Raw genomic sequence first — 21,618 nt, 5'->3', positions numbered from 1 at the left:
TGGTAAACAAAGATGAGTATAGCAAATTAAGAACCGAATGCAACAGTATAAATCGACAATTTTTTAAATTGCTGAGATTTGGGCACATTCCCCACGGTTACACTAAGGATAGGGAATAGGCAAATGAACGCCGAAAGGGGAAAAAGAATGCAAACCGATACAAAACCAGCCAAAATTTTGCGATCACCATTTTTTATCGCGATGTGGCTAACACTTTTTCTAGTTGAAATTATCAAAGGAGCCCTGTTGGTAGCTGTTTTGCCCGTCTATATGGACAATATACTGGGTCTGTCTGCAGGCGTCATTGGTGTGGCATTTGCTCTTCAATATCTGGGAGATAATCTGTTCAGGGCGCCTTCCGGCTGGGCTGCAGAACGGATCGGGTTCCGCGCAACGATGGTTACAGCATTAATCTGTACCTTAATCGCTGTTATTATGATCCTTTTTCTCAAAAGTGCCGTTGGACTGGCCATGGCCTGTCTGATTCTTGGCATTGGTACGTCACCACTCTGGCCTTGCGCCATGACAGGCGTGACGGCGATGTCAGGCCCACAGAACAAGAATGGTACAGCAATGGGGGCACTGGAGATGGCTGCTCTCGGCGGCACGGGGCTTGGACCTATAGGCATGAACTGGCTGCTGGAGCGCACGCATCATGATTATCGAACTATATTCCTCGTGCTGATGGGTTGTGCGATTCTCGTTATTCTGGTGGCTATGATTCTTCCTGGACGCGTCATTGTTGAAGGAGAGCATGCCGAGCAAGCAGTGAAGAATAGTGATGTAAAATATCCAGCCAAACCGAATCTGCTCACGCCGTTCATCCGGCTGCAAAAGAGTGTGAAGGACACACTGCAACGGGTACGCAGCACGCTAAATGTTAATCCATTGGTGTATCCTGCACTGTTTATGCAGTCGTTTGTCATAGGGCTGCTCAGTCCAGTAATCACGCTATATACACGCACAGACCTGCACATCTCACCGAATCTATACAGCTTGTTGCTGATTGCGGGTGGTGGAATAACCGTTATTGCCTTGCTGCCTGTTGGTAAAATGGTTGACAGGTTTGGCACTAAGCCGTTCCTGAACATTGGTTTTTTGATGGCGGCGGCGAGTCTGTTCGCATTCTCCTCCATAACATCCATTCCGGTGGTGTTTGGTGTTGTCATGCTGGTGGGCATCAGTTATGCCATGATTTTGCCCGCCTGGAATGCTTTTGTAGCCACGCTGATTCCCAAAGGGGAGCGGGGCGCGATCTGGGGATTCTTCCTTACATTGCAGGGATCAGGCATGGTTGTAGGCCCCATTGTTTCCGGACTGTTGTGGGACCACGTGAGTCATCCGGCTCCATTCATTGGCAGTGCCATCGTCATGGCAGGACTTGCCGTTGTGCACTTTGTGTTATCCCGCAATCCGTTTCGTACCGCTCCGGCCAAATAAACAAAAGAAAAGGGAGTTCCACCAACCGTCTTGGTTGTGGAGCTCCCTTTTTCGCGTCCATTATATCATCAAAATCGGGAGCTTGCCCCTGTGCTCCTGCGGAAAGCTGCAATCCGGCGGCTCTTTCGGTGAAAAATAGTCAAATAACCAAGTACCCTTACATAAAATGAAGTATAAAATAGGGTAAGCCGATTGAGTAGAAGCGATTGAAGACGAGGGCCGGAGTTGATCCGGTACAGATGGAGGGAGTGCCGTGAATAAGAGTTATGAAGTTGAATATTGCAATCTGGAGCTGCGGTTCAACCGTCGGCATATCCAAAATTTGATCAGAGACCTTATTCGTGAGGGATATTCACTATATTGGAGCGAGGACGAATCCTTTTTTATCCTGTCAGTCCGGACCGGCCGCAAGCTGGTAAAGCTCCGCTTTCAACAGACACGCACGGGGAACTACAAGATGACTGGGGATTATATCATTAAGGATGCAAAGCTTGCAGAGTGGCTGGAGAAGCTGATTGGAGATACACGCGGGCATGCGGTTGTGAAGCGGTTCAAGGATCAGCAGATGACCGTGGAGAATATTTTATTCGGTGAAGTCATTCGGCTCGTGGAAGTGTCTGGGTTCAAACAGCGTGTCATTTTTCAAAAAGAACCTGCGCCGACGGCGGAAGAGATGGAAGAAATGTTCCTCTCACGCGAAGGTGAGGAAAGGCTCATGTTGTTGCGCATGGAATTGGACGATGAACTGGAGCGCCTGCATACGGCCATTCAGGTAGATAATGTGGATAAAGCCAATGCCTGCCGTGAAGTACTGAAACGGTTGTCTGGGCATCTGTTGATGCTGGAAGGATGAAGGATAAAGCTTCTGATCATAATCTGAGTTAAGAGCCCTGGTGCATGCCAGGGCTTTGTGGTTATGTAACAAGCCATTTGCACGTACAATCGTCGTTAAACCATTTTGTCATTTAGGGGCGACAAGGATCAAGAATAGAGTAATCAGAGTTCTCAATCCAAAGATCGAATTCGTTCACCCCTTTGTTGAGTAGCAGGTCAGCTTCAAAAGAAGTGAGGGGTACCGCCCACAATAGCTCTATTGTTTCATCACCTACATGGAGCTGTTCGAGGGATTCTTTTTCTCCCCGCAGTTCATCGAGAAGAAAGGCGGTTGCATTCCATCGGGCTGGCGCTAATTCGCTTGATTTCATCACACGTGGAACCGCTGAATCATGTACATTTTCGATGTGATGGGAGATCAGATCGGCCATATAGCTATTCACACGCTCCACATTCTCACCACCGAGATTGGATTGCAGCGCGAGCATCCACTCGGAAGCGACCTTCTCCCCTGAAGGACGACATGCCTGGGACAAGCCTACTGTCACAAATCTTGCGATGCCTGAATGAACCGTGGCAGGAAAGTAATAGATTTCTACATGAATGTTTCTGTCCGGCTTGGAAAGAACGATCCTGTGCTCCGGCATCCCCCATTCATTCATATATGCCCCCAGAAGAAATGTTCTTCGAATATCCAGGGAAAACCGTTCTTCGTTCGAAAGCTGTTCAAACGCCATTATGTACGCTCCTCCTTTTTTGATCAGAGTTCATGGATATGATTATAACATTGTACATATACAATAATTGGATTATCTTGTTATGTTGTATTGTCTTTACGGTTGTATTTATGAAAATACGATGAACACCTCGGCTGATTGGGGTGTTTTCTTATTGTGCCACGGTGCCACGGGGTTCACTTCTATACATAAAACCGTTAAAATAGGAGTATTGTTGAGAATTTATTTCAATAAAATTAATTGGAGCAAAGGATGGAGGACCAGATGACAAAACAACAAATTGGCGTAATTGGCCTGGCTGTCATGGGCAAAAATTTGGCCCTTAACATTGAAAGCAAAGGTTTCTCAGTATCGGTATATAACCGTTCCCCGGAGAAAACCAATGATCTTCTGAAAGAAGCTGAAGGTAAAAACCTGACAGGCTCATTCTCCATTGAAGAGTTCGTAGCATCCCTGGAATCCCCGCGCAAAATTTTGATCATGGTACAAGCCGGCAAAGCGACCGACGCTACCATTGAACAACTGCTTCCTCACCTGGATGAGGGTGATATCATCATTGACGGAGGGAACGCATACTTCCCTGACACGCAACGTCGCAGCAAAGAGTTGGAAGACAAAGGCATTCGCTTCATCGGTACAGGTGTATCCGGTGGTGAAGAAGGCGCACTGAAAGGCCCTTCCATTATGCCGGGTGGACAGGAAAGTGCTTATAAACTGGTTGAACCGATTCTGACGGCGATCTCGGCCAAAGTCGGTGACGATCCATGTTGTACATATATTGGACCTGACGGTGCCGGACACTATGTGAAAATGGTGCATAACGGTATCGAGTACGGAGACATGCAGTTGATTGGTGAAGCGTACCACTTGCTCAAATCCGTATTGAACGTTTCCGTTGAAGAGCTTCATGCGATCTTTACGGAATGGAATCAAGGAGAGCTGGATAGCTACCTGATCGAAATCACAGCAGATATCTTCTCCAAATACGATCCAGAAACGGGCAAACCTATGGTTGACGTCATTCTGGACGCTGCTGGACAAAAAGGAACAGGTAAATGGACAAGCCAAAGTGCGCTGGATCTCGGCGTACCATTGTCCATGATTACGGAATCCGTATTCTCCCGTTTCCTGTCTGCTATGAAAGACGAGCGTGTAGCAGCTAGCAAAATCCTGAGTGGACCAGCGACTGAAGCGTTCTCCGGTGACAAAAAAGCGTTCATTGAGAGCGTGCGTAAAGCCCTCTTTGCAAGTAAGATCGTATCCTACGCACAAGGATTTGCACAAATGCGTGCAGCTTCCGACGAGTATGGCTGGGATCTGAAATACGGCAACATTGCCATGATCTTCCGTGGCGGCTGTATCATCCGTTCGCAGTTCCTGCAAAACATCAAGGAAGCTTATGATAAAGATGCAGCTCTGAAAAACTTGCTCTTGGATCCTTACTTCCAAAACATCGTTGAGTCTTATCAAGGGGCATGGCGTGAAGTTGTAGCGGCTGCTGTAAAACAAGGTGTTCCGGTACCTGGCTTCTCCAGCGCTCTTTCTTACTACGACAGCTACCGTACAGAGCGTCTGCCAGCAAACTTGCTGCAAGCTCAACGTGACTACTTCGGTGCTCACACGTTCAAACGTGTGGACAAAGAAGGCAGCTTCCACCACAACTGGATGGAGTAGTACCACCTATACAAGTCTATTAGATTTGGCCAAAGTGCCCTTAAGCAGGAGCTTTGGCCTGCTAAGGGGCACTTTGGCCTGCTAAGGGGCTCAAAAGAGGTTTGGCGTTCCGGTGATAGCCGGTCAACGCTAGGCCTCTTTTTTACTGTAAATAAGTTCATTGGAGTTTGTTAGTTTGCTGGGATGGTTACTGATTGAGACGTTTGGGGGCTCATAACTGCTTGAGGGTAATCTGACGTATGCTGAGATGCCGGGAGTTAATTGATCTGTCTTGAATGTACTTGCGGATGGTCGAAAGCAAGTCGGTTAGGAGATGGTCTTTCCCCGTCCGCAGGGCTGTGTTATGATAGGACAAAAGTGCTCACGAATTGCTTGAATTAAAGGAGTGTACACCTTGAGCAAGTCTAACAATATTATTCTCATTGGCATGATGGGAACCGGCAAATCAACCGTCGCTGACATGCTTGCACGTGAGCTTGGTTATCGATTGATTGATGTGGACGCCGCGGTGGAAAAAGAGGAAGGCTGTACGATTCCGGAACTGTTCACCGGCAAGGGAGAGACGTATTTCCGTGATGCCGAGAGCCGCATGTTATGCTCGGTGCTGGAGAAGAAGTCACAGGTCATAGCGACCGGAGGTGGCGTGGTGTTGCGTTCTGATAATTGTGACGTGATGTTAAAAAATGGTTGGGTTGTTGCACTGACTGCCGATCCGGCAGTGATTGTGGAACGTGTTAGCGGCTGTGACAATCGTCCCCTTCTTGCAGGCAATGCAGAGGAACGCATCAAGGCCATTATGGAAGAACGGAAAGACGCATATCGGTTCGCACATTATACGGTGGATACAACCGAGTTATCCGCTGCTGAAGTGACTCGTTTAATTTTAGCGCATTACCGCGTCTAAGCTTGTTATCATCGAAGTTTGATGGTTGATAGGTGGTGGCAGATATAACAAAACGGGCCGTGTAGGCCCGTTTCTGGGAGTGGAGCAGAGCTGAGGTCACAAGGTTACAAATGACTTCGCTTCTCTCCGGGCTACTCTAGTCTTCCTGTTGCCACTGAAGCATACCGCCGACCATGTTCGTACAGCCTTCATATCCCAGTTGCTGCAGATATTCGCATGCACGCTCACTGCGGTAACCGCTACGACAGATGATCACGATCTCGCCTGACTTTTCAATCTCAGACAGTCGGTCCGGAATCTGACCAAGCGGGATATGCTTGGCTCCTTCGATCATGCCTTGCGCGACTTCATCGTCCTCGCGGACGTCTATCATCTGCAGCTTCTCTCCCGCCTGTAAACGGCGGCGCAGCTCAGACGTTTCAATTTCAGCTATTTGTGTCATATTCAGGTCCTCTTTTCTGTATGGACTTAACGCCTATAATGATACCCAAGCGATGCATGGAATGTCAATTTGGCCACAATATAATCAATGAAGGAGAATTTCATCCATGGACGTTATTGTTAAACCAACCCCCACTCTGAACGGGGAAATCGGGGCTCTGTCCTCCAAAAACTACACGACTCGCTATTTGCTGGCTGCTGCGCTGGCAGAAGGCACAAGTACCATCCATTTCCCGGCACACAGTGAAGACAGTGACGCCATGCGCAGATGTATTCGCGATCTGGGGGCAGTGCTGGAAGAAGACGACAGCAAGATTGTGATCGAGGGCTTTGGCAGTCATCCACGTGATGTGCGTGAATTAAATGTAGGGAATGCAGGTGCTGTACTTCGTTTCCTGATGGGTGTTACAGCGCTCTGCCCTGAAGTTACTTTTGTGAATACGTACCCGGATTCGCTGGGTAAACGTCCGCATGATGACCTGATTGATGCGCTTGGTCAACTGGGTGTAGAAGTACAACACGAACAAGGACGCCTGCCGATTACAATCAAAGGTGGCAATGCCAAGGGTGGACACATTCGTGTATCCGGCTCCGTCAGCTCCCAATATCTGAGCGCATTGTTGTTTGTTACGCCTTTGCTTGCAGAAGACAGCACCATTGAAGTGCTGAATGACCTGAAGTCCAAGGTCGTTATCGGACAGACGCTGGAAGTGCTGGAGCAGGCCGGTATCGTTATCCATGCAAGTGATGATTACATGTCCTTCCGTGTACCAGGTGGACAGGCTTACCAGCCAACGATCTACACAGTTCAAGGCGATTATCCTGGATCAGCAGCGGTTCTTGCAGCAGCAGCGGTTACACAGTCTGATGTGAAAATTCTGCGCCTGATGGAGCAGAGCAAACAGGGCGAACGTGCCATCGTTGACGTGCTGCGCATGATGGAAGTGCCGTTGACACATGAGAACGATGTCGTACACGTTCAAGGAAATGGCAGACTGAAAGCGATCGAATTCGACGGGGATGCCGCAACAGACGCTGTTTTGGCGATGGTAGCCGCAGCTGTGTTTGCGGAAGGCACGTCACGGTTCTATAATGTAGAGAACCTGCGTTACAAGGAATGTGACCGAATCACCGATTACTTGAACGAGCTGCGGAAAGCAGGAGCGAACGTCGAAGAGCGTCAAGCTGAGATTATCGTACACGGACGTCCGGAAGGCGTAGAAGGCGGCGTTGAGATTAACGCTCACTTCGACCATCGCGTAATTATGGCGCTTACAGTCGTTGGTCTGCGTTCCAAGGAGCCGCTTCGTATTCGGGATGCACACCATGTAGCCAAGTCTTATCCGCAATATTTCGATCATTTGCAGGCGCTTGGCGCCTCGGTTCAATGGGTAAAAGAGTAATAACTGAAAATCAGTCTTTTGAACACGCACTTTAATCAGAAAAGGATGGTGCTTGAACATGGAATTTAACAACCCTACTCGTGAAGAAATCGGACAACTTTTGCGCAAGGCAGGCAACATCGCAGTCGTTGGTTTATCAGACAAATCGGATCGCACTTCCTATATGGTGGCTGAAGCCATGCAGAGCAGAGGCTACCGCATCATCCCGGTTAACCCACAGGTGCAAGGTGAAATCCTTGGTGAGACGGTATATGCCACCCTCGCGGATATTCCAGAGCCGGTAGACATTGTCAATGTGTTTCGTCGCGATGAGTTCTGCGCGGATGTAGCACGTGACGCCGCTGCCATCAAAGCGAATGTCCTGTGGCTACAGCTTGGCATCCATAGTGATGAAGCGGTCCAGATTGCTGCTGAGAACGGCATGACAGCGGTAACGAATCGTTGTATCAAGGTAGAGGATTCCATCGTTCTGCGCGGCGCTGGACGTGGCTGAGAGGTTCGTTCACCTGTGATCGAATGATCTCCTGATCTGAACCAATTGAATGAACATAGGTTGAATCCCGTTAACTTGAAGTTGACGGGATTTTTTCTGTTCTATTTTTGCCGTATTAATTACCAATTGGTTACTGTTTTGCTTTGACAAAACGTTGCGTAAAGCTTACCATCTAGGATAGAAAGGAGAGGTCGCCATGAATTGGCTCGGATCCTTGCAGCAGCTCGGACGAGCGGTAATGCTGCCTACAATGGTCCTGCCCGCCGCCGCAATTTTGCTCAGTGTTGGCAGTCTGCCTTGGGACGCCTGGGGATTGGATATTGTCGGTGAAGTGTCTACCGTGGCCGGACACGGTATTTTTTATTTCTTACCGTATCTGTTCGCTGTCGGTGTAGCACTGGGACTCTCCAACCAGGCCGGACAAGCGGGACTTGCTGCTCTGGCTGGTATCGTGATATATGATCAGGTGACTCGGAACTTTGGGGATGGCACTGTTCAGCCCGCTTCCTTAATCGGAATCATACTCGGCGCGCTTGCCGGTGGGATGCATAATCGGTTTAAAAGCATTAAACTGCCTGAAATTTTACAATTTTTTGGAGGTTCAAGGTTTGTTTTACTCATCGTCGGACTTTGTTCGGCATTGTTCTCCTGTTTTATGTTATGGCTCGCTCCGATCCTACAGCATGGATTGAATGGCATTGCTACTTGGGAATACAGTCTCGGGGGTTTTGGTCTGTTCATCTACGGAGTGTTATACAGGGTGCTGGTCGCTTTTGGGCTTCATCACCTGCTTAACAATGTGTTTTGGTTCCAGTTAGGGACGTTTGAAACGCCTGATGGTAACATTGTGCAAGGGGATTTGCCCCGATTTTTTGCAGGTGATCCAACGGCAGGATTCTTTATGGCGGGTTTGTTTCCCATCATGATGTTTGCCATTCCGGCAATAGCCTTTGCTATTATTCAGGAAGCCAGAGAAGATCTGAAACCAAAAATCAAGAAAACTTTTCTGACATCGGCACTCGTTTGTTTTCTAACCGGGGTATCGGAACAGATTGAGTTTGCTTTTTTGTTCGCGGCACCTTATCTGTTCATCGTGCATGCAGTGATGTCCGGCGTTGCCATGTGGATTAGTTACTGGCTTGATATCCGGCATGGATTTTCTTACTCCGCAGGTATTATTGATTACATACTCAATTTCCATCTATCGGAGAATGCTTGGAAACTCATTCCGATTGGCATACTATATGGGCTGGTTTATTACTTCCTGTTCAGATGGGCGATTCGTACGTTCAAGATTCCAACACCAGGACGTGAAGAGGGCTCCATGCTGGAAGATTGGGTAGGTAACATTCCTTATCAGGCACCTTTAATCCTCGAAGCATTGGGTGGGAAGAGTAACATTGTACAGGTTGAAGCTTGTATTACACGTCTTCGCCTGACTGTGCATGATGACCGCCTGATCGACACGGGTGCCATGAAGAGTATGGGGTCCGCTGGACTGATCAAGCTGGGTGGCGGTAATGTACAGGTGGTATTCGGGACCTACTCGGAATTGATTCGGGAAGAAATCGCGAAGCTGCTGGAAAGAGATCTGCAACAGGTTCTGTTCTGTGCCCCCGTTCAGGGCAAAATGCTCCCAATTGAAGAGGTGCCGGATCAGATCTTTGCAGCCAAGCTTGTCGGTGATGGTGTAGCCTTTGTTCCGGAAAAGGGAGAGCTGGTCTCACCCGTGTACGGAACGATTATGCACCTGTACCCGACCATGCATGCCTTGGGTATTTCTACCCGTGAGGGGCTTGAGGTGTTACTGCATATCGGCATCGATACCTCTCAGTTGAAAGGACATTTTGAAGCTTTTGTTCAGGAGGGCGATACGGTGGAGCCAGGGCAGTTGTTGATCAAGTTTGATCTGGCAGTACTCCGTGAGCAAGCGGCGTCACTGACAACACCAATGGTAATTACGAATCCGGATCGTGTAAAATCATGGAGTTTTGCTCCATTTAAGCAAGTTAAGAAAGGTCAGGCATCCGTTATGTCCGTGGTGCTCTATGACAGGAACGTTGGAGGGGTAGAATGAAGATACAAGGCATCAACGGAGCTGCAGGCATAGCCATCGGCAAAGCATTTGTCCTGCCCAGTTGGGAATGGGATTTGCCGGATCAGAAGATGGATTCGGTGGATCTCGCCCAAGAGTTCGAACGGTTGTATGAGGGCATACGGACATCAAAGGATGAGATCGAATATATCAAAAATGAGTTCAAGGAAGTTGTTGGTCCAGAGGAATCCAGTATCTTTGATGCACATCTGGCAATCCTGGAAGATCCGGTATTCATGAACGAAATTCGCGGTATTATTGAGCGTCAATATAAGGCAGCAGAAGTGGCGGTCAAAGAAGCCATAGACCATTTTGTCACGATGTTTGACTTGCTGGAAGACGAGTATATGAAGGAGCGGGCCATTGACATCAAGGATGTAGGGAACCGTCTGCTCAAGCATTTGCTCGGTGCACCGGAGATTACACTTCCTTCGGATACCCAGCCGTATGTACTCGTCGCCAAAGAACTGTCGCCATCTCAACTGGCGCATCTGAATCCCACCCATGTACTAGGCATTGTGACCTTGATTGGCGGGAAAACATCACATTCTGCGATTATGGCTCGTGCCCTTGGCATTCCTCTCGTTTCCGGTCTGGAAGCGAGTCTTGGCATGCCAGTAGAGACAGGGGATATGCTTGTGGTGGATGGTGACAATGGCTTGGTATTTACGGACCCGGATCGCAAGACAATTGAACGGTATACCATGCTTCGCAGCAAACAACTGAAGAAAAAGGAACAACTTCAAGTTCTTGCTACCGTGGATGCTGTAACCAAAGATGGGGCCGTTTTGCACTTGGCTTCCAATATCAGTTCGGTGAAGGAATTGGACCTTGCTTTGAAACAAGGAGCCAAAGGGGTAGGCTTGTTCCGAACAGAGTTTTTGTATATGGACCGTGCTACGTTCCCGGGTGAGCAAGAACAGTATGAGGTGTACCGCCTTGTGGCAGAGAAAACAGCAGGACAATCCGTTGTTATTCGTACACTGGATATCGGTGGTGACAAGCAACTCGATTACTTTGAACTGCCGGAGGAAGACAATCCGTTTCTGGGATACCGTGCCATTCGGATTAGTCTGGACCGCAAGGATTTGTTCAAAACACAGCTTACAGCCATTCTGCGTGCCAGCGCTGCCGGAAATGTCAAAATCATGTACCCGATGATTTCTTCGGTGGAAGAACTTCAACAGGCCAATGAGATTCTCCGTGAGGCGATGTCCGATCTGGACGAGCGGGGATTATCATACGACCCTCACATTCAGGTGGGGATCATGATTGAAGTTCCTGCAGCGGTGATGATTGCTGATCTGCTCGCAGAGGAAGCTGATTTCTTCAGTATTGGTACGAACGATCTGGTTCAATATGTACTGGCAGTAGATCGAATGAATGAGCAGATCGCTCATATGTATCACCCTTATCATCCGGCTGTTCTGCGGATGCTTCGTGCCACAGCGGATGCGGCGCATACGGCCGGAATTGATGTCAGTGTGTGCGGTGAGATGGCAGGGGACGAGCGTGCCATTCCACTTTGGCTGGAGCTTGGCATTCGCCACTTGAGTATGTCTCCGCAATCCCTGTTACGTGTGAAGCACAGAGTGTTGAACACAACAGCATCGGACGCCAAAGAAGAAGCGCGAAAGTGCTTCGCCCTGCGGACCAGCGGAGATATTGAGGAGCGATTGCAAGTTTTTAATGACTCCACAGGAAGTCCAGACGAACAAAGTGGTTCGAATGCATCCTGATCGGGAAAAATGGATATAAATACCTTTAAGTTAATATATTTACATTTGTGATAATTATTTATTGGAAACCTTGTTATATAAAATAACCCCACTGTGCATGAGAGCACAGTGGGGTTATTTTTACTTGTCAGCGAGTGCATCACAGAATGCTTTGCCATAAGGTGGAAGGTCAGGCGGGCGACGAGCTGAGATGATATGTCCATCAACAACAACGGCTTCATCTTTCCAGATGGCACCTGCATTTTCCATGTCATCCCGAATGCCTGGTGTAGAGGTTACTGTAACCCCGTCCAGAATTTTGGCAGAAATCAGCACCCAGCCCGCATGACAGATCTGCCCAATCGGTTTCCGATCTGCATTCATTTCCTTCACAAGCTCGAGTACTTTGGGATAACGACGCAGCTTGTCTGGCGCCCAGCCGCCTGGCACGAGAATGCCATCGTAATCTGAACTATCGAGTTCATCGAAACTGTATTCGGCTTCAGCAGGCACACCATATTTGCCAATATAGGTTTTTCCTTTTTTCTCTCCAGCAAGATGCACTTCTGCACCTTCTTCACGAACACGATGCACAGGGTACCACAATTCCAAATCCTCGAATTCTTCATCGACCAGAGCGATGACTTTTTTACCAGTTAATCTCATGTCCATCTCTCCTTTTTGCGGTGATTAGGTCTGTTGCGTCTTTAATTGTAACAGATTCTCCAAGGGACTTCATGGAAGTGCATATTCAGTTTGGAGGAAGCGATTACAAGTCAGTAACTGCCTGCATTCGACAACCTTCATCTGGAGGGAGTGGTAATTTGTGCAACCTTTCGTTTATAGCAGGATTTGAGCCGAAATAGGTCGAATGGTACTTATATAGAGTATAGAACGAATGAGGTGATGGTGGTGCGCAAGTCGTGCAGATGTGGACATGTAATGGAGTTGGAATTAAGAACAGTGGTATACGCCAAAAAAGTGGAGATTCGAAACGTACCCGTATTTGCGTGTACAGACTGTGTATCATATGAAGTGCTTCCGCCGGTCAAGCCGGACTTAACAGAATGCATTAACACATTGGGTGAACAGCCCGTGAAACAAGATGTATCTTTTGGTGAACGTAATGAACTGGCAGACCTGTTTCATGAGTTACTGCTAGCCTGGCCGGATGCGACTGATCGGGAGATGGAATATCGAATGCAGCAAGCAGTGGAGGAGCGTATCAATTTGTTGCTGGACATTATGGGCTACGCAACGAAGTCTGGTGATACAGCGTGGATTGAGACCACGGAGCGCAGATTAAGTCAATTATCCGGATTTGTGTGGCAGGAGTACTTCTCAAATGCTGTCTAATTTTGACGTGTAAAATGCTTGTTTTCATGAAAATTGGCTTTTTCGCGTACTTTTTGTTAAGATATCGAAGAGTGAAAACGCTCAACATAGCGGTATTCCTGGTAAAGGGGGATGTATATCTAATGGCTGACATGACTAAAATGACAAGTATTGAACAGCTAAACTCCGCGGTGGAGGCTACCAAGGATCAACCTTTGCTTCTGTTTAAGCATAGCACGCGCTGTCCGATCAGCTCAAACGCTTATCAGGAGATGAACGATTATTTGCATAACAATGCCAATGAAAATGTGAAATACGGCATCATCTATGTTGTGGAAGATCGCCCAGTATCCAATGAAGCAGCAGATAAGCTGGGTGTTAAGCATGAATCTCCACAGGCGATCCTGATTAAAAAGGGAATTCCTGTATGGCATACTTCCCATTCAGATATTACTAGAACCACACTTACGAATGTTTTGAGTGAGTCCTAAAGCCTATTTTAATTGATTAATGCAAAAATTTGTCGTAATATAAATCTTAATGAAAATGGTATGAAAATTTACTGGTAATGGAGAGAAGTACTGTGACGGTAACCATTTATGATGTGGCACGTGAAGCTGGAGTGTCTATGGCAACGGTATCACGGGTAGTTAATAATAACCCTAATGTCAAACCGCAAACGCGGAAAAAAGTATATGAAGCGATCGAACGGTTGGGATATCGTCCGAATGCGGTAGCCAGAGGTCTGGCAAGCAAGAAGACAACCACGGTCGGGGTCGTTATTCCAGATATTTCGAACTCAACCTTCGCGGAGATTGCCCGCGGAATTGAAGATATTGCGAATATGTATCACTACAATATTATTTTGTGTAATGCAGATAAGAAGAAAGAAAAAGAAATTCGTGTTATTAACACGTTGCTCGAAAAGCAAGTAGACGGACTGCTCTTCATGGGTGGAACAGTAACGGACGAACACATTCAGGCGTTCCAGTCTGCGGCTGTGCCGATCGTACTTTGTGCAACGAGTGATGAGAAGGGCACATTCCCTTCGGTGGATATTGACCATGAGGCGGCTGCGTTTGACGCGGTAAACACCCTGATTCGTCATGGACACAAGGAAATTGCGATGATTAGTGGTACACTGCAAGATCCGGCGAATGGATATGCCCGTTTCCAAGGATACAAAAAAGCACTGGAAGCAGCGGGGATTGAATACCAGGAGGATCTTGTTCGAATTGGTAACTATCGATATGAATCCGGTGTGGAAGCAATGAAATATTTCCTTGGACTCAAGAAAAAACCATCAGCTATCTTTGCTGCTACAGATGAAATGGCAATTGGTGCCATTCACAGCATTCAGGATGACGGTCTGAAAGTACCGGATGACTTCTCCATTATTAGTGTGGATAACATCCGTATGGCTTCCATGGTGCGTCCTCAGTTGACAACAGTGGCTCAGCCAATGTACGACCTTGGCGCAGTAGCGATGCGTTTGCTGACCAAGTTGATGAAGAAAGAAAATGTAGAGAACCCACGGGTTATTTTGCCGCATGAAACGATTCTTCGTCTGTCTGTAAGTCACGCAGATGTAGTTTAATCGGGATTATATACAGTAAGGGAGAAGTCATTCTCTCTACATAGTGGATATGCGAAAGCTCCGGAGACGGAGCTTTTGTGCTGAATGAGGTTAAAAGTGAAAACAGGAGGTATCGGAAGATGCGTGAAACGATTGGGATTATCGGAGCGATGGATGAGGAAGTCGAGCTTTTGCTGGCAGGTATGAAGCAGCTTGAGACGGTTAAACAAACCGGCATTACATACGTTGCAGGCGAGTGGCTGGGCAAGCACATTGTCGTGTGCAAATCAGGCGTAGGTAAAGTAAATGCAGCGGTTACGACGCAGATCTTGATTGATCGTTTTCAGGTTAATCGGATTATCTTCACAGGTGTTGCGGGTGCAGTTAACCCCGATCTGAACATCGGAGATATGGTTATATCGTCTGTATGTGTTCAGCACGACATGGATGTAACGCCACTGGGGTTCGCACGCGGGGTTATCCCTTACCAGGAAACATCTGCATTCCCTGCCGAGGCTTCGCTTATTACACTGGCTGAAGAAGCATGTAAAGCTCAGGGAGCCAATTATCTGATCGGTAAAGTGTTATCTGGAGACCAATTTATTGCAAATAAAGATACGGTTAATATGTTATATACCGAAATGGACGGTGCATGTGCCGAGATGGAAGGGGCAGCAGTTGCTCAGGTCTGTTACATGAATCGAGTACCATTTGTTGTCCTGCGTGGGATGTCAGATAAAGCGGATGGTTCGGCGCATGTCAATTTTGCTGAATTTACCGTGGAATCTTCCCAGCGTTCACACCGTATTGTGGAGCATATGTTAGAAAATATGTAATGGGAGTAACTTGAAAAACCGCCTTTCGATTAGCTGTTCCATGAAGTATGGAGCAACGCTGCGAGAGGCGGTTTTTGTTATGTATATCGTTTTTCGAACAGATCATTGAATTAGTACATGAACCGATAGCGAAAGCGTACACGATCAAACTGTTCTTCTGATGTGATCGGCACCTGACTTCCGATTCGCACCATCAAACAGTTCGCAGGATGTGAACAGATTTCGGGGTCGTCTGTTGCATACCAGGTCATGTCGATCGTTTCCATAAGCCTCTCCATCATTTTACGATAATCCCATACGTTTAGTCCGCTGCCCTTCAGATCCCAATGCCAATAATATTCTGTGGTGAAAATAATGTAATTCTCCATGTATTTATCTTCCAGAGCCGTAAGCAACATTTCACGTCCAATGCCAAGCGAGCGATAGTCGTCCGCAACCTCGATTGCTCCAAGCTCAATCAGATCAGTCATGTTGCCCTCGGACCATCGTTCACAATCATCCGCATAGTGAAAGGTTACATAACCGATAATCGTTTCATTTTCATGTGCAATGATAATCCGCCCTTCAGGTAATGCTGCGATCTCGGCCAGAGCTTCCTGCTGCTCCGTTGGTCGCCGAAAGGCATCCAGATCCGGATGGAAGGCAAGACGTGTTATCTCCTCGGCCTGCACGGGGCCTTCAACAGTAATTCGGTGGCCGGACTTGAAGATGGAACGCATATGATGTTCTTTGATATGTTCCATGGTTCATGCTCCTCTCTCTCCTACTTATAGAGGTTGTTCAAAAGGTCCGTTATAGCAAAAATCCAAAAAATTGAAAAGCCATAGACGACAATTGAAAAGATTTGCTATAATTGCGTAGACAAAAAATGTTCACAATTCAGTACAGTATGGTTAACATCTGTTTGGCCGAGCAAGTACATGATGAGAAGTTCTCTCTACTAATGTAAGCGCTAACTGGAAGTTCAGTCAACACAAAGGCAATGAGAATTGACCCCTGACGGGAATCGAAATGTCGAGTTGAAGGAGGCTGGCAAGCATGAGTCAAGCACATGGTGAGATGCTGCAAACGGTTGTGTCTGAATCTAATCTGGGCGATTACACGGAGGCGAGAAGCCGGTTCGATTGGGAATCGGTGGAAAGGCACTTTACGTGGCACGCCAGCGGAAAAGTTAACATGGCGCATGAAGCGATTGATCGTCATGTACTGGAAGGAAGGGGCGGAAAAACCGCTTTATTGTATAGCGATGCTTCACGTGAAGAGTCCTATACTTTCGCTGATCTGAGTGAACAGTCGAGTCGGTTCGGGAACGTTCTCCGCAAATATGGTATAGCCAAAGGGGAACGGGTGTTTATTTTTATGCCTCGAAGCCCTGAGCTGTATTTTAGTCTTCTGGGCATATTGAAAGCTGGAGCCATCGCGGGCCCTTTGTTCGAAGCTTTTATGGAAACGGCTGTGAAGGATCGGCTGGAGGATAGCGGAGCAGTAGCACTCGTCACCACTCCGGAATTACTGAAACGGATCAAACGTTCCGAATTGCCCGAACTCAAACATATATTTATTGTGGGTGGGGGCGCGCAGACTGAAGAAGGACTCATCGATTTTGATGCAGAGATGTCTGCCGCTTCGGATGAGATGGAGGTAGAGTGGCTAAATCGTGAGGATGGTTTGCTTATTCATTATACCTCAGGCTCTACGGGGAAACCCAAAGGGGTATACCATGTTCAAAATGCCATGATTCAGCACTATTATACAGGTAAGGTTGTTCTGGATTTACGTGAGGATGATGTGTACTGGTGCACTGCTGACCCTGGCTGGGTGACAGGCACTTCTTACGGTATCTTTGCTCCATGGCTCAACGGAGTGACCAATGTGATACGGGGTGGTCGTTTCAGTCCTCAAGATTGGTACAGCACCATCCAGAAGAACAAAGTCACGATCTGGTACAGTGCACCAACGGCCTTCCGTATGCTGATGGGAGCGGGAGAAGAGACCATTGCCCAGCATGATCTGAGAAGTCTGCGTCATGTCATGTCTGTCGGTGAACCGCTCAATCCGGAGGTTGTTCGTTGGGGGTGGAAAGCCTATGGTCAGCGAATTCATGATACATGGTGGATGACGGAAACAGGTGCACAGCTGATCTGTAACTATCCCGGAATGCCGATCAAGCCTGGCTCCATGGGACGTCCGTTACCTGGAATCGAAGCAGCGATTATTGATGATCGCGGGCAGGAATTGCCGCCGTACAGTATGGGTAATCTGGCCATACGGGCACCATGGCCATCCATGATGGCGAAGATCTGGAATAACCCTGTGAAATACGAGGAGTATTTCAGGCTTACGGGCTGGTATGTATCCGGTGACTCCGCTTATATGGATGAAGAAGGATATTTCTGGTTCCAGGGACGGATTGATGATGTGATTAATTCGTCAGGCGAGCGTATCGGCCCCTTTGAGGTGGAGAGCAAGCTCGTGGAGCATCCTGCGGTAGCAGAGGCGGGTGTAATCGGTAAGCCGGATGTGACACGTGGGGAGATCATCAAGGCCTTTGTGGCGCTTCGTGAAGGATATGAGGCGACACCGGAGCTGAAAGAAGAGATCTATCGTTTTGTCAAAGAGGGCCTGTCTGCCCACGCTGCTCCGCGTGAGATTGAGTTTAAGGATAAACTGCCCAAGACACGTTCCGGCAAGATCATGCGCCGTGTGCTGAAGGCCTGGGAGCTTGATCTGCCAACAGGAGATCTATCCACCATTGAAGACTAACACGACAGTGCAAGGATCATCAATGTGTCGGTATCGATGGTAATACAACTGGCTGTGGGGAGAGATTAATACTCTACGAGAAGTCAATCCGGTGACTCTACCCATTAAAATGGATTGTAAAAGCCTGTTTTATGCCAATGGCATGAAGCAGGCTTTTTGGCTGCTGTAAATACAAATAAAAAGCCGCACACTCAGATACAGTCTGAGGATGCGGCTTGTTTTGGAACGCTATGTCTGAATCAGGGTTGAAAATGTATGGCTGCAGAAGGTTCGGATTCACCCGCACTGTTGCTGGCAGATACCTTAAACCATCCACTGGTCGATGCGGGTACTCCATAATCCATGGTATTTCCCGCTGTTGTTCCAATTTTGGTGTAAGGAGCCGAGCCTGTTTCACTGTAATATACAGTATAACTATCTGCGTTTGGACTGGATGCCCATTGAATACGCAGTCCTTGAGTGAGGGCGGATACGCTGACTTGACCAGGTGTGCCTGGAGCTGTCGTTGTTGTATTATCGGTCTGCGTTTCTCCCGGGGTAATGACTGTACCTGGAACTTCAATCGGTTCATCAATCTCTTCTTCCACAGGAGGAGCTACACCAGCACTATTTACTGTAGCGCTAGGAGCAGACTCCCTGCCGGCAACATCCACTGCCGTTACATAGAAGGCGAAGTTGCCGCCTTGCGCTGCATATGCAGAGAATGATCTGGATTCACCGGCCAAGACAACCTGACCCTGGTTCTGGAATCCTCCACCGTTTACAGAACGGTACAGACGATAACCCACGACATCATTTTCAGGTGTGGAATTAAATGTAATGACAGCTCTGTCACCTGAGGTTGAGATGCGTACGTTACCTGGTGCATCAGGAGCTTTGCCATTATCTGTCCTTGGATCAATCTGTGTTGGCATGTCTGCACCAGCATCTTCAGGAAGATAATAAGCAAGTGACTCATGTCGACTCATACGTGAGAATGCATTTTGCAATTCTTTGATGAGATCCGAGATTGGTTTTTTACGCTTGATTACTGTTTTTTCCTTCAACATGTCCGAAGGTGTTCCGTCACGTGGAATATAGTTTACACCATTGTAAGTAATGTACTTGGCTTTGGCTACACCGTCATCGCTATCCTTCGGAACAAACTTGCTGTTGAAAATATCCGTAACAAATTTGTCAGTCATGGATGTTGGTAACTTGCCACTGTATGCCGACACCGTGCGCGTTTCGATGCCAGATGGTTTTTTGAACGAATCCGTGACAAACAGATCTTTTTGCGTATCGATCACTTCGTTCAGTATTTTCGACCACAGTTGCTGCGCACGTTTTCTCTGTGATTTACTTTCCAGCGTGTTCACTGGCTGTTTGTATCCAACCCACACGCCAAGTGTGACATCTGGTGTATAACCTTCAAACCAGACATCTGCGTAGTTTTGAGTGGAACCCGTTTTACCTACAATCGGCACACTCTTCGAATATTTGTAATTCTCACGTACTTTATCTGCCGTTCCTTCTGTAATAACGGTCCGCAGCATATCGGTCATCAGGTATGCTGTCTGCTCCGAGAAGGCTTGGACAGGTTCAGTATCGTGTTTATAAACGATGTTTCCTTTGGAATCTACAATTTTGCTAATCATGTAAGAATCGTTGTATACACCATTATTGGCGATAGCACCATAGGCACTGGTTAATTCTTCAACGGTTACACCGTATTGGAGACCTCCGAGAACACCTGTCTGAGCCTGATAGTCTTCCTTCTGAATGGTGGTAATCCCCAGTTTCTTGGAGAAGGTCCAAGCCTTCTCGATCCCTACTTCTTCATTAAACAACTTCAGAGCCGGTATATTAAGAGAATAGTTCAGTGCTCTGCGGGCAGTGACCAGTCCCTGATACCGGTTGTTGGCATTCTTGGCAATGTGGTAGCCGCTCGGACCATTTTTGAGAATGATCGGTGAGTCATCAATAATAGAAGCAGGTTGGACAAGACCTTCATCCAGAGCTGGCAGATAAGCTGCAATAGGTTTCATCGTTGAACCTGGCTGACGTATCATCTGCGTTGCGTAGTTCATCTGTTCATCCTGGAAATCCCGTCCCTCAATCATGCCCAGAATAGCACCGGTTTTGTGATTAATCAGCATGGCAGCAGTTTGTTCTTTTCCTTTGACAGGATCATCTGCTGAGAAATTGCTGTCATCTTCCGCAATGGTACGCATCGTTTTGTAGATACTTTTGTTGATGGTCGTGTATATACGATATCCACCTGTCCGCAGTTGCGTCTGAGCTTCCTCTAATAATGCACTGCTTTCCTTCTGAGGTGTGTCTGCATCCGTATCTTTGTCAGTAGATTCAGCTGTGTCGGAATTCAACTGTTTCATCAAAATCTGTGCAGCTTGTCGTTCCGTTTCCATCATAAGATATGGATAAGTGTTGTAAGCCTTGATGGTCTTCGGAGCAAGTGAGCTTTTGATATCAAAAGCAAGAGCTTTGTCATACTCGGACTGATTGATCTTGCCCAGTTCAAGCATACGGCGCAGTACCAGATGCTGACGGTTGATTGCGCGGTCAAAATTCTCCTCTACAAAATCACCTTTACCGTTAAAAGCGGAGTAAGAGGAGGGGAGTTGTGGCAATCCAGCAAGATAAGCAGCTTGAGCAATGTTGATTTTTTCCAGATCGTTAATATTGAACAATCCTTTGGCGGCCGCCTTGATTCCGTAAACGTTGTATCCGCTGGAACCATTACCAAAAGGAACTTTGTTCAGATAGGCTGTCATGATCTCGTCTTTGGTCAGGAAACGTTCGAGTCGGAGTGAGAGCAAAATTTCTTTCACTTTCCGATCTTCCGTGCGATCCAGATTCAAAAACACACGACGCGCCAATTGCTGAGTCAGTGTACTACCGCCGGTTTGTACTGATTCTTTCAGCACTTTCTGTTTCACGGCACGTAGAGTTCCGCTCATGTCTACACCTTTATGTTCGTAAAAATGATTGTCTTCAATCGAAATGACAGCATCAATAACCTTTTGTGGGATCTGGTCTGTAGTGACCGGACGCCTGTCTTCTTCCGTACGTAATTGACCGATCGGACTGCCGTCGGCAAAGTAAGCAAAGCCTGTGATGGAGTTTTCGCTGACTTTTTGTTCAATCAGGGCCCTTGAACGGACAGGCTCGTCTTTCACAATGGAACTGACGTATCCCATCAAAGCACCGCCTACAAATAGTGCCCCCATAAATCCAAGGACAACCATCCATTTGACGAAACTTCCCAGTCTGCGGGCAAAACTGCGTTTGCGTACAGGCTGTTCATCGGGCTTTTTCTTATTAACATCAACCATTCAGTGTCTTCCTCCTTTTAACAGCACTTATTAT

At 47.5% G+C, this 21,618-nt stretch carries 18 protein-coding genes; 13 read left to right on the top strand and 5 right to left on the bottom strand.

Annotation, left to right across the window (positions count from 1 at the left end):
• The first annotated feature begins 147 nt into the window (after positions 1-147).
• Together IFU39_RS18215 and IFU39_RS18210 are read left to right on the top strand one after the other, a co-directional pair.
• Positions 148-1,440, top strand: a complete 1,293-nt coding sequence (locus IFU39_RS18215; RefSeq protein ID WP_192134125.1) for an MFS transporter — start codon at positions 148-150, stop codon at positions 1,438-1,440.
• Positions 1,441-1,693: 253 nt separating this feature from the next.
• Positions 1,694-2,293, top strand: a complete 600-nt coding sequence (locus IFU39_RS18210; RefSeq protein WP_091014231.1) for a hypothetical protein — start codon at positions 1,694-1,696, stop codon at positions 2,291-2,293.
• Between the two features lie 112 nt (positions 2,294-2,405).
• Here the strand turns inward: IFU39_RS18210 and IFU39_RS18205 are convergent, their stop codons facing one another.
• Positions 2,406-3,011: a suppressor of fused domain protein gene (locus IFU39_RS18205; protein WP_091014233.1), complete on the bottom strand. Its 606-nt coding sequence runs from the start codon at positions 3,009-3,011 to the stop codon at positions 2,406-2,408.
• Between the two features lie 264 nt (positions 3,012-3,275).
• Here IFU39_RS18205 and gndA point away from each other — a divergent pair, with 264 nt between their 5' ends.
• Both gndA and IFU39_RS18195 read left to right on the top strand, forming a co-directional pair.
• Positions 3,276-4,685: an NADP-dependent phosphogluconate dehydrogenase gene (gndA, locus tag IFU39_RS18200; protein WP_124116071.1), complete on the top strand. Its 1,410-nt coding sequence runs from the start codon at positions 3,276-3,278 to the stop codon at positions 4,683-4,685.
• 394 nt (positions 4,686-5,079) lie between these two features.
• Positions 5,080-5,589 carry a shikimate kinase gene (locus tag IFU39_RS18195; protein ID WP_244661022.1) on the top strand — a complete coding sequence of 170 codons (510 nt, stop codon included), beginning with the start codon at positions 5,080-5,082 and terminating at the stop codon, positions 5,587-5,589.
• A gap of 136 nt (positions 5,590-5,725) precedes the next feature.
• Here the strand turns inward: IFU39_RS18195 and IFU39_RS18190 are convergent, their stop codons facing one another.
• Positions 5,726-6,031: a rhodanese-like domain-containing protein gene (locus IFU39_RS18190; RefSeq protein WP_017687407.1), complete on the bottom strand. Its 306-nt coding sequence runs from the start codon at positions 6,029-6,031 to the stop codon at positions 5,726-5,728.
• 106 nt (positions 6,032-6,137) lie between these two features.
• Here IFU39_RS18190 and aroA point away from each other — a divergent pair, with 106 nt between their 5' ends.
• The 4 genes from aroA (at position 6,138) to ptsP (ending at position 11,760) form a co-directional block, all read left to right on the top strand.
• Entirely contained in the window at positions 6,138-7,433 is a 1,296-nt protein-coding gene (gene aroA / locus IFU39_RS18185; RefSeq protein ID WP_192134124.1) for a 3-phosphoshikimate 1-carboxyvinyltransferase, read from the top strand.
• A 58-nt stretch (positions 7,434-7,491) separates the two neighbouring features.
• Complete coding sequence (locus tag IFU39_RS18180; RefSeq protein ID WP_091014241.1) at positions 7,492-7,926, top strand: CoA-binding protein; 435 nt, start codon at positions 7,492-7,494, stop codon at positions 7,924-7,926.
• A gap of 196 nt (positions 7,927-8,122) precedes the next feature.
• Positions 8,123-10,003 carry a glucose PTS transporter subunit IIA gene (locus tag IFU39_RS18175; protein ID WP_036674872.1) on the top strand — a complete coding sequence of 627 codons (1,881 nt, stop codon included), beginning with the start codon at positions 8,123-8,125 and terminating at the stop codon, positions 10,001-10,003.
• Positions 10,000-11,760: a phosphoenolpyruvate--protein phosphotransferase gene (gene ptsP, locus IFU39_RS18170; protein ID WP_091014243.1), complete on the top strand. Its 1,761-nt coding sequence runs from the start codon at positions 10,000-10,002 to the stop codon at positions 11,758-11,760. Before IFU39_RS18175 ends, ptsP begins: the two co-directional genes overlap by 4 nt.
• A 120-nt stretch (positions 11,761-11,880) precedes the next feature.
• Here the strand turns inward: ptsP and IFU39_RS18165 are convergent, their stop codons facing one another.
• Complete coding sequence (locus tag IFU39_RS18165; protein ID WP_036674874.1) at positions 11,881-12,405, bottom strand: type 1 glutamine amidotransferase domain-containing protein; 525 nt, start codon at positions 12,403-12,405, stop codon at positions 11,881-11,883.
• 276 nt (positions 12,406-12,681) lie between these two features.
• Between IFU39_RS18165 and IFU39_RS18160 the strand changes: the two genes are divergently transcribed.
• The 4 genes from IFU39_RS18160 to IFU39_RS18145 all read left to right on the top strand — a co-directional run bounded on the left by IFU39_RS18160 (position 12,682) and on the right by IFU39_RS18145 (position 15,486).
• Positions 12,682-13,095, top strand: a complete 414-nt coding sequence (locus tag IFU39_RS18160; protein WP_091014249.1) for a hypothetical protein — start codon at positions 12,682-12,684, stop codon at positions 13,093-13,095.
• 122 nt (positions 13,096-13,217) lie between these two features.
• On the top strand, positions 13,218-13,565 hold the full coding sequence (gene ytxJ, locus IFU39_RS18155; RefSeq protein ID WP_192134123.1) for a bacillithiol system redox-active protein YtxJ: 348 nt from the start codon (positions 13,218-13,220) through the stop codon (positions 13,563-13,565).
• 92 nt (positions 13,566-13,657) lie between these two features.
• Complete coding sequence (gene ccpA / locus IFU39_RS18150) at positions 13,658-14,671, top strand: catabolite control protein A (protein ID WP_036614690.1); 1,014 nt, start codon at positions 13,658-13,660, stop codon at positions 14,669-14,671.
• Between the two features lie 119 nt (positions 14,672-14,790).
• Positions 14,791-15,486, top strand: coding sequence for a 5'-methylthioadenosine/adenosylhomocysteine nucleosidase (locus IFU39_RS18145; RefSeq protein WP_091014256.1), 696 nt, complete (start codon positions 14,791-14,793; stop codon positions 15,484-15,486).
• 110 nt (positions 15,487-15,596) lie between these two features.
• On the opposite strand, the gene IFU39_RS18140 is transcribed toward IFU39_RS18145, so the two are convergent.
• The gene (locus tag IFU39_RS18140; RefSeq protein ID WP_091014259.1) at positions 15,597-16,229 is read right to left on the bottom strand and encodes a GNAT family N-acetyltransferase; all 633 of its coding nucleotides are present in this window, start codon (positions 16,227-16,229) and stop codon (positions 15,597-15,599) included.
• 295 nt (positions 16,230-16,524) lie between these two features.
• Here IFU39_RS18140 and acsA point away from each other — a divergent pair, with 295 nt between their 5' ends.
• Positions 16,525-18,249 (top strand): acetate--CoA ligase, encoded by a 1,725-nt coding sequence (gene acsA / locus IFU39_RS18135; RefSeq protein ID WP_192134122.1) that lies wholly within the window; start codon positions 16,525-16,527, stop codon positions 18,247-18,249.
• A gap of 239 nt (positions 18,250-18,488) precedes the next feature.
• On the opposite strand, the gene IFU39_RS18130 is transcribed toward acsA, so the two are convergent.
• Positions 18,489-21,584, bottom strand: coding sequence for a transglycosylase domain-containing protein (locus tag IFU39_RS18130; RefSeq protein WP_192134121.1), 3,096 nt, complete (start codon positions 21,582-21,584; stop codon positions 18,489-18,491).
• Positions 21,585-21,618 lie beyond the last annotated feature (34 nt).

It is taken from the genome of Paenibacillus sp. CFBP 13594 (genome assembly GCF_014842675.1).
Classification (GTDB): domain Bacteria; phylum Bacillota; class Bacilli; order Paenibacillales; family Paenibacillaceae; genus Paenibacillus; species Paenibacillus amylolyticus_B.
This window is presented reverse-complemented; position numbering and strand designations above follow the sequence as displayed.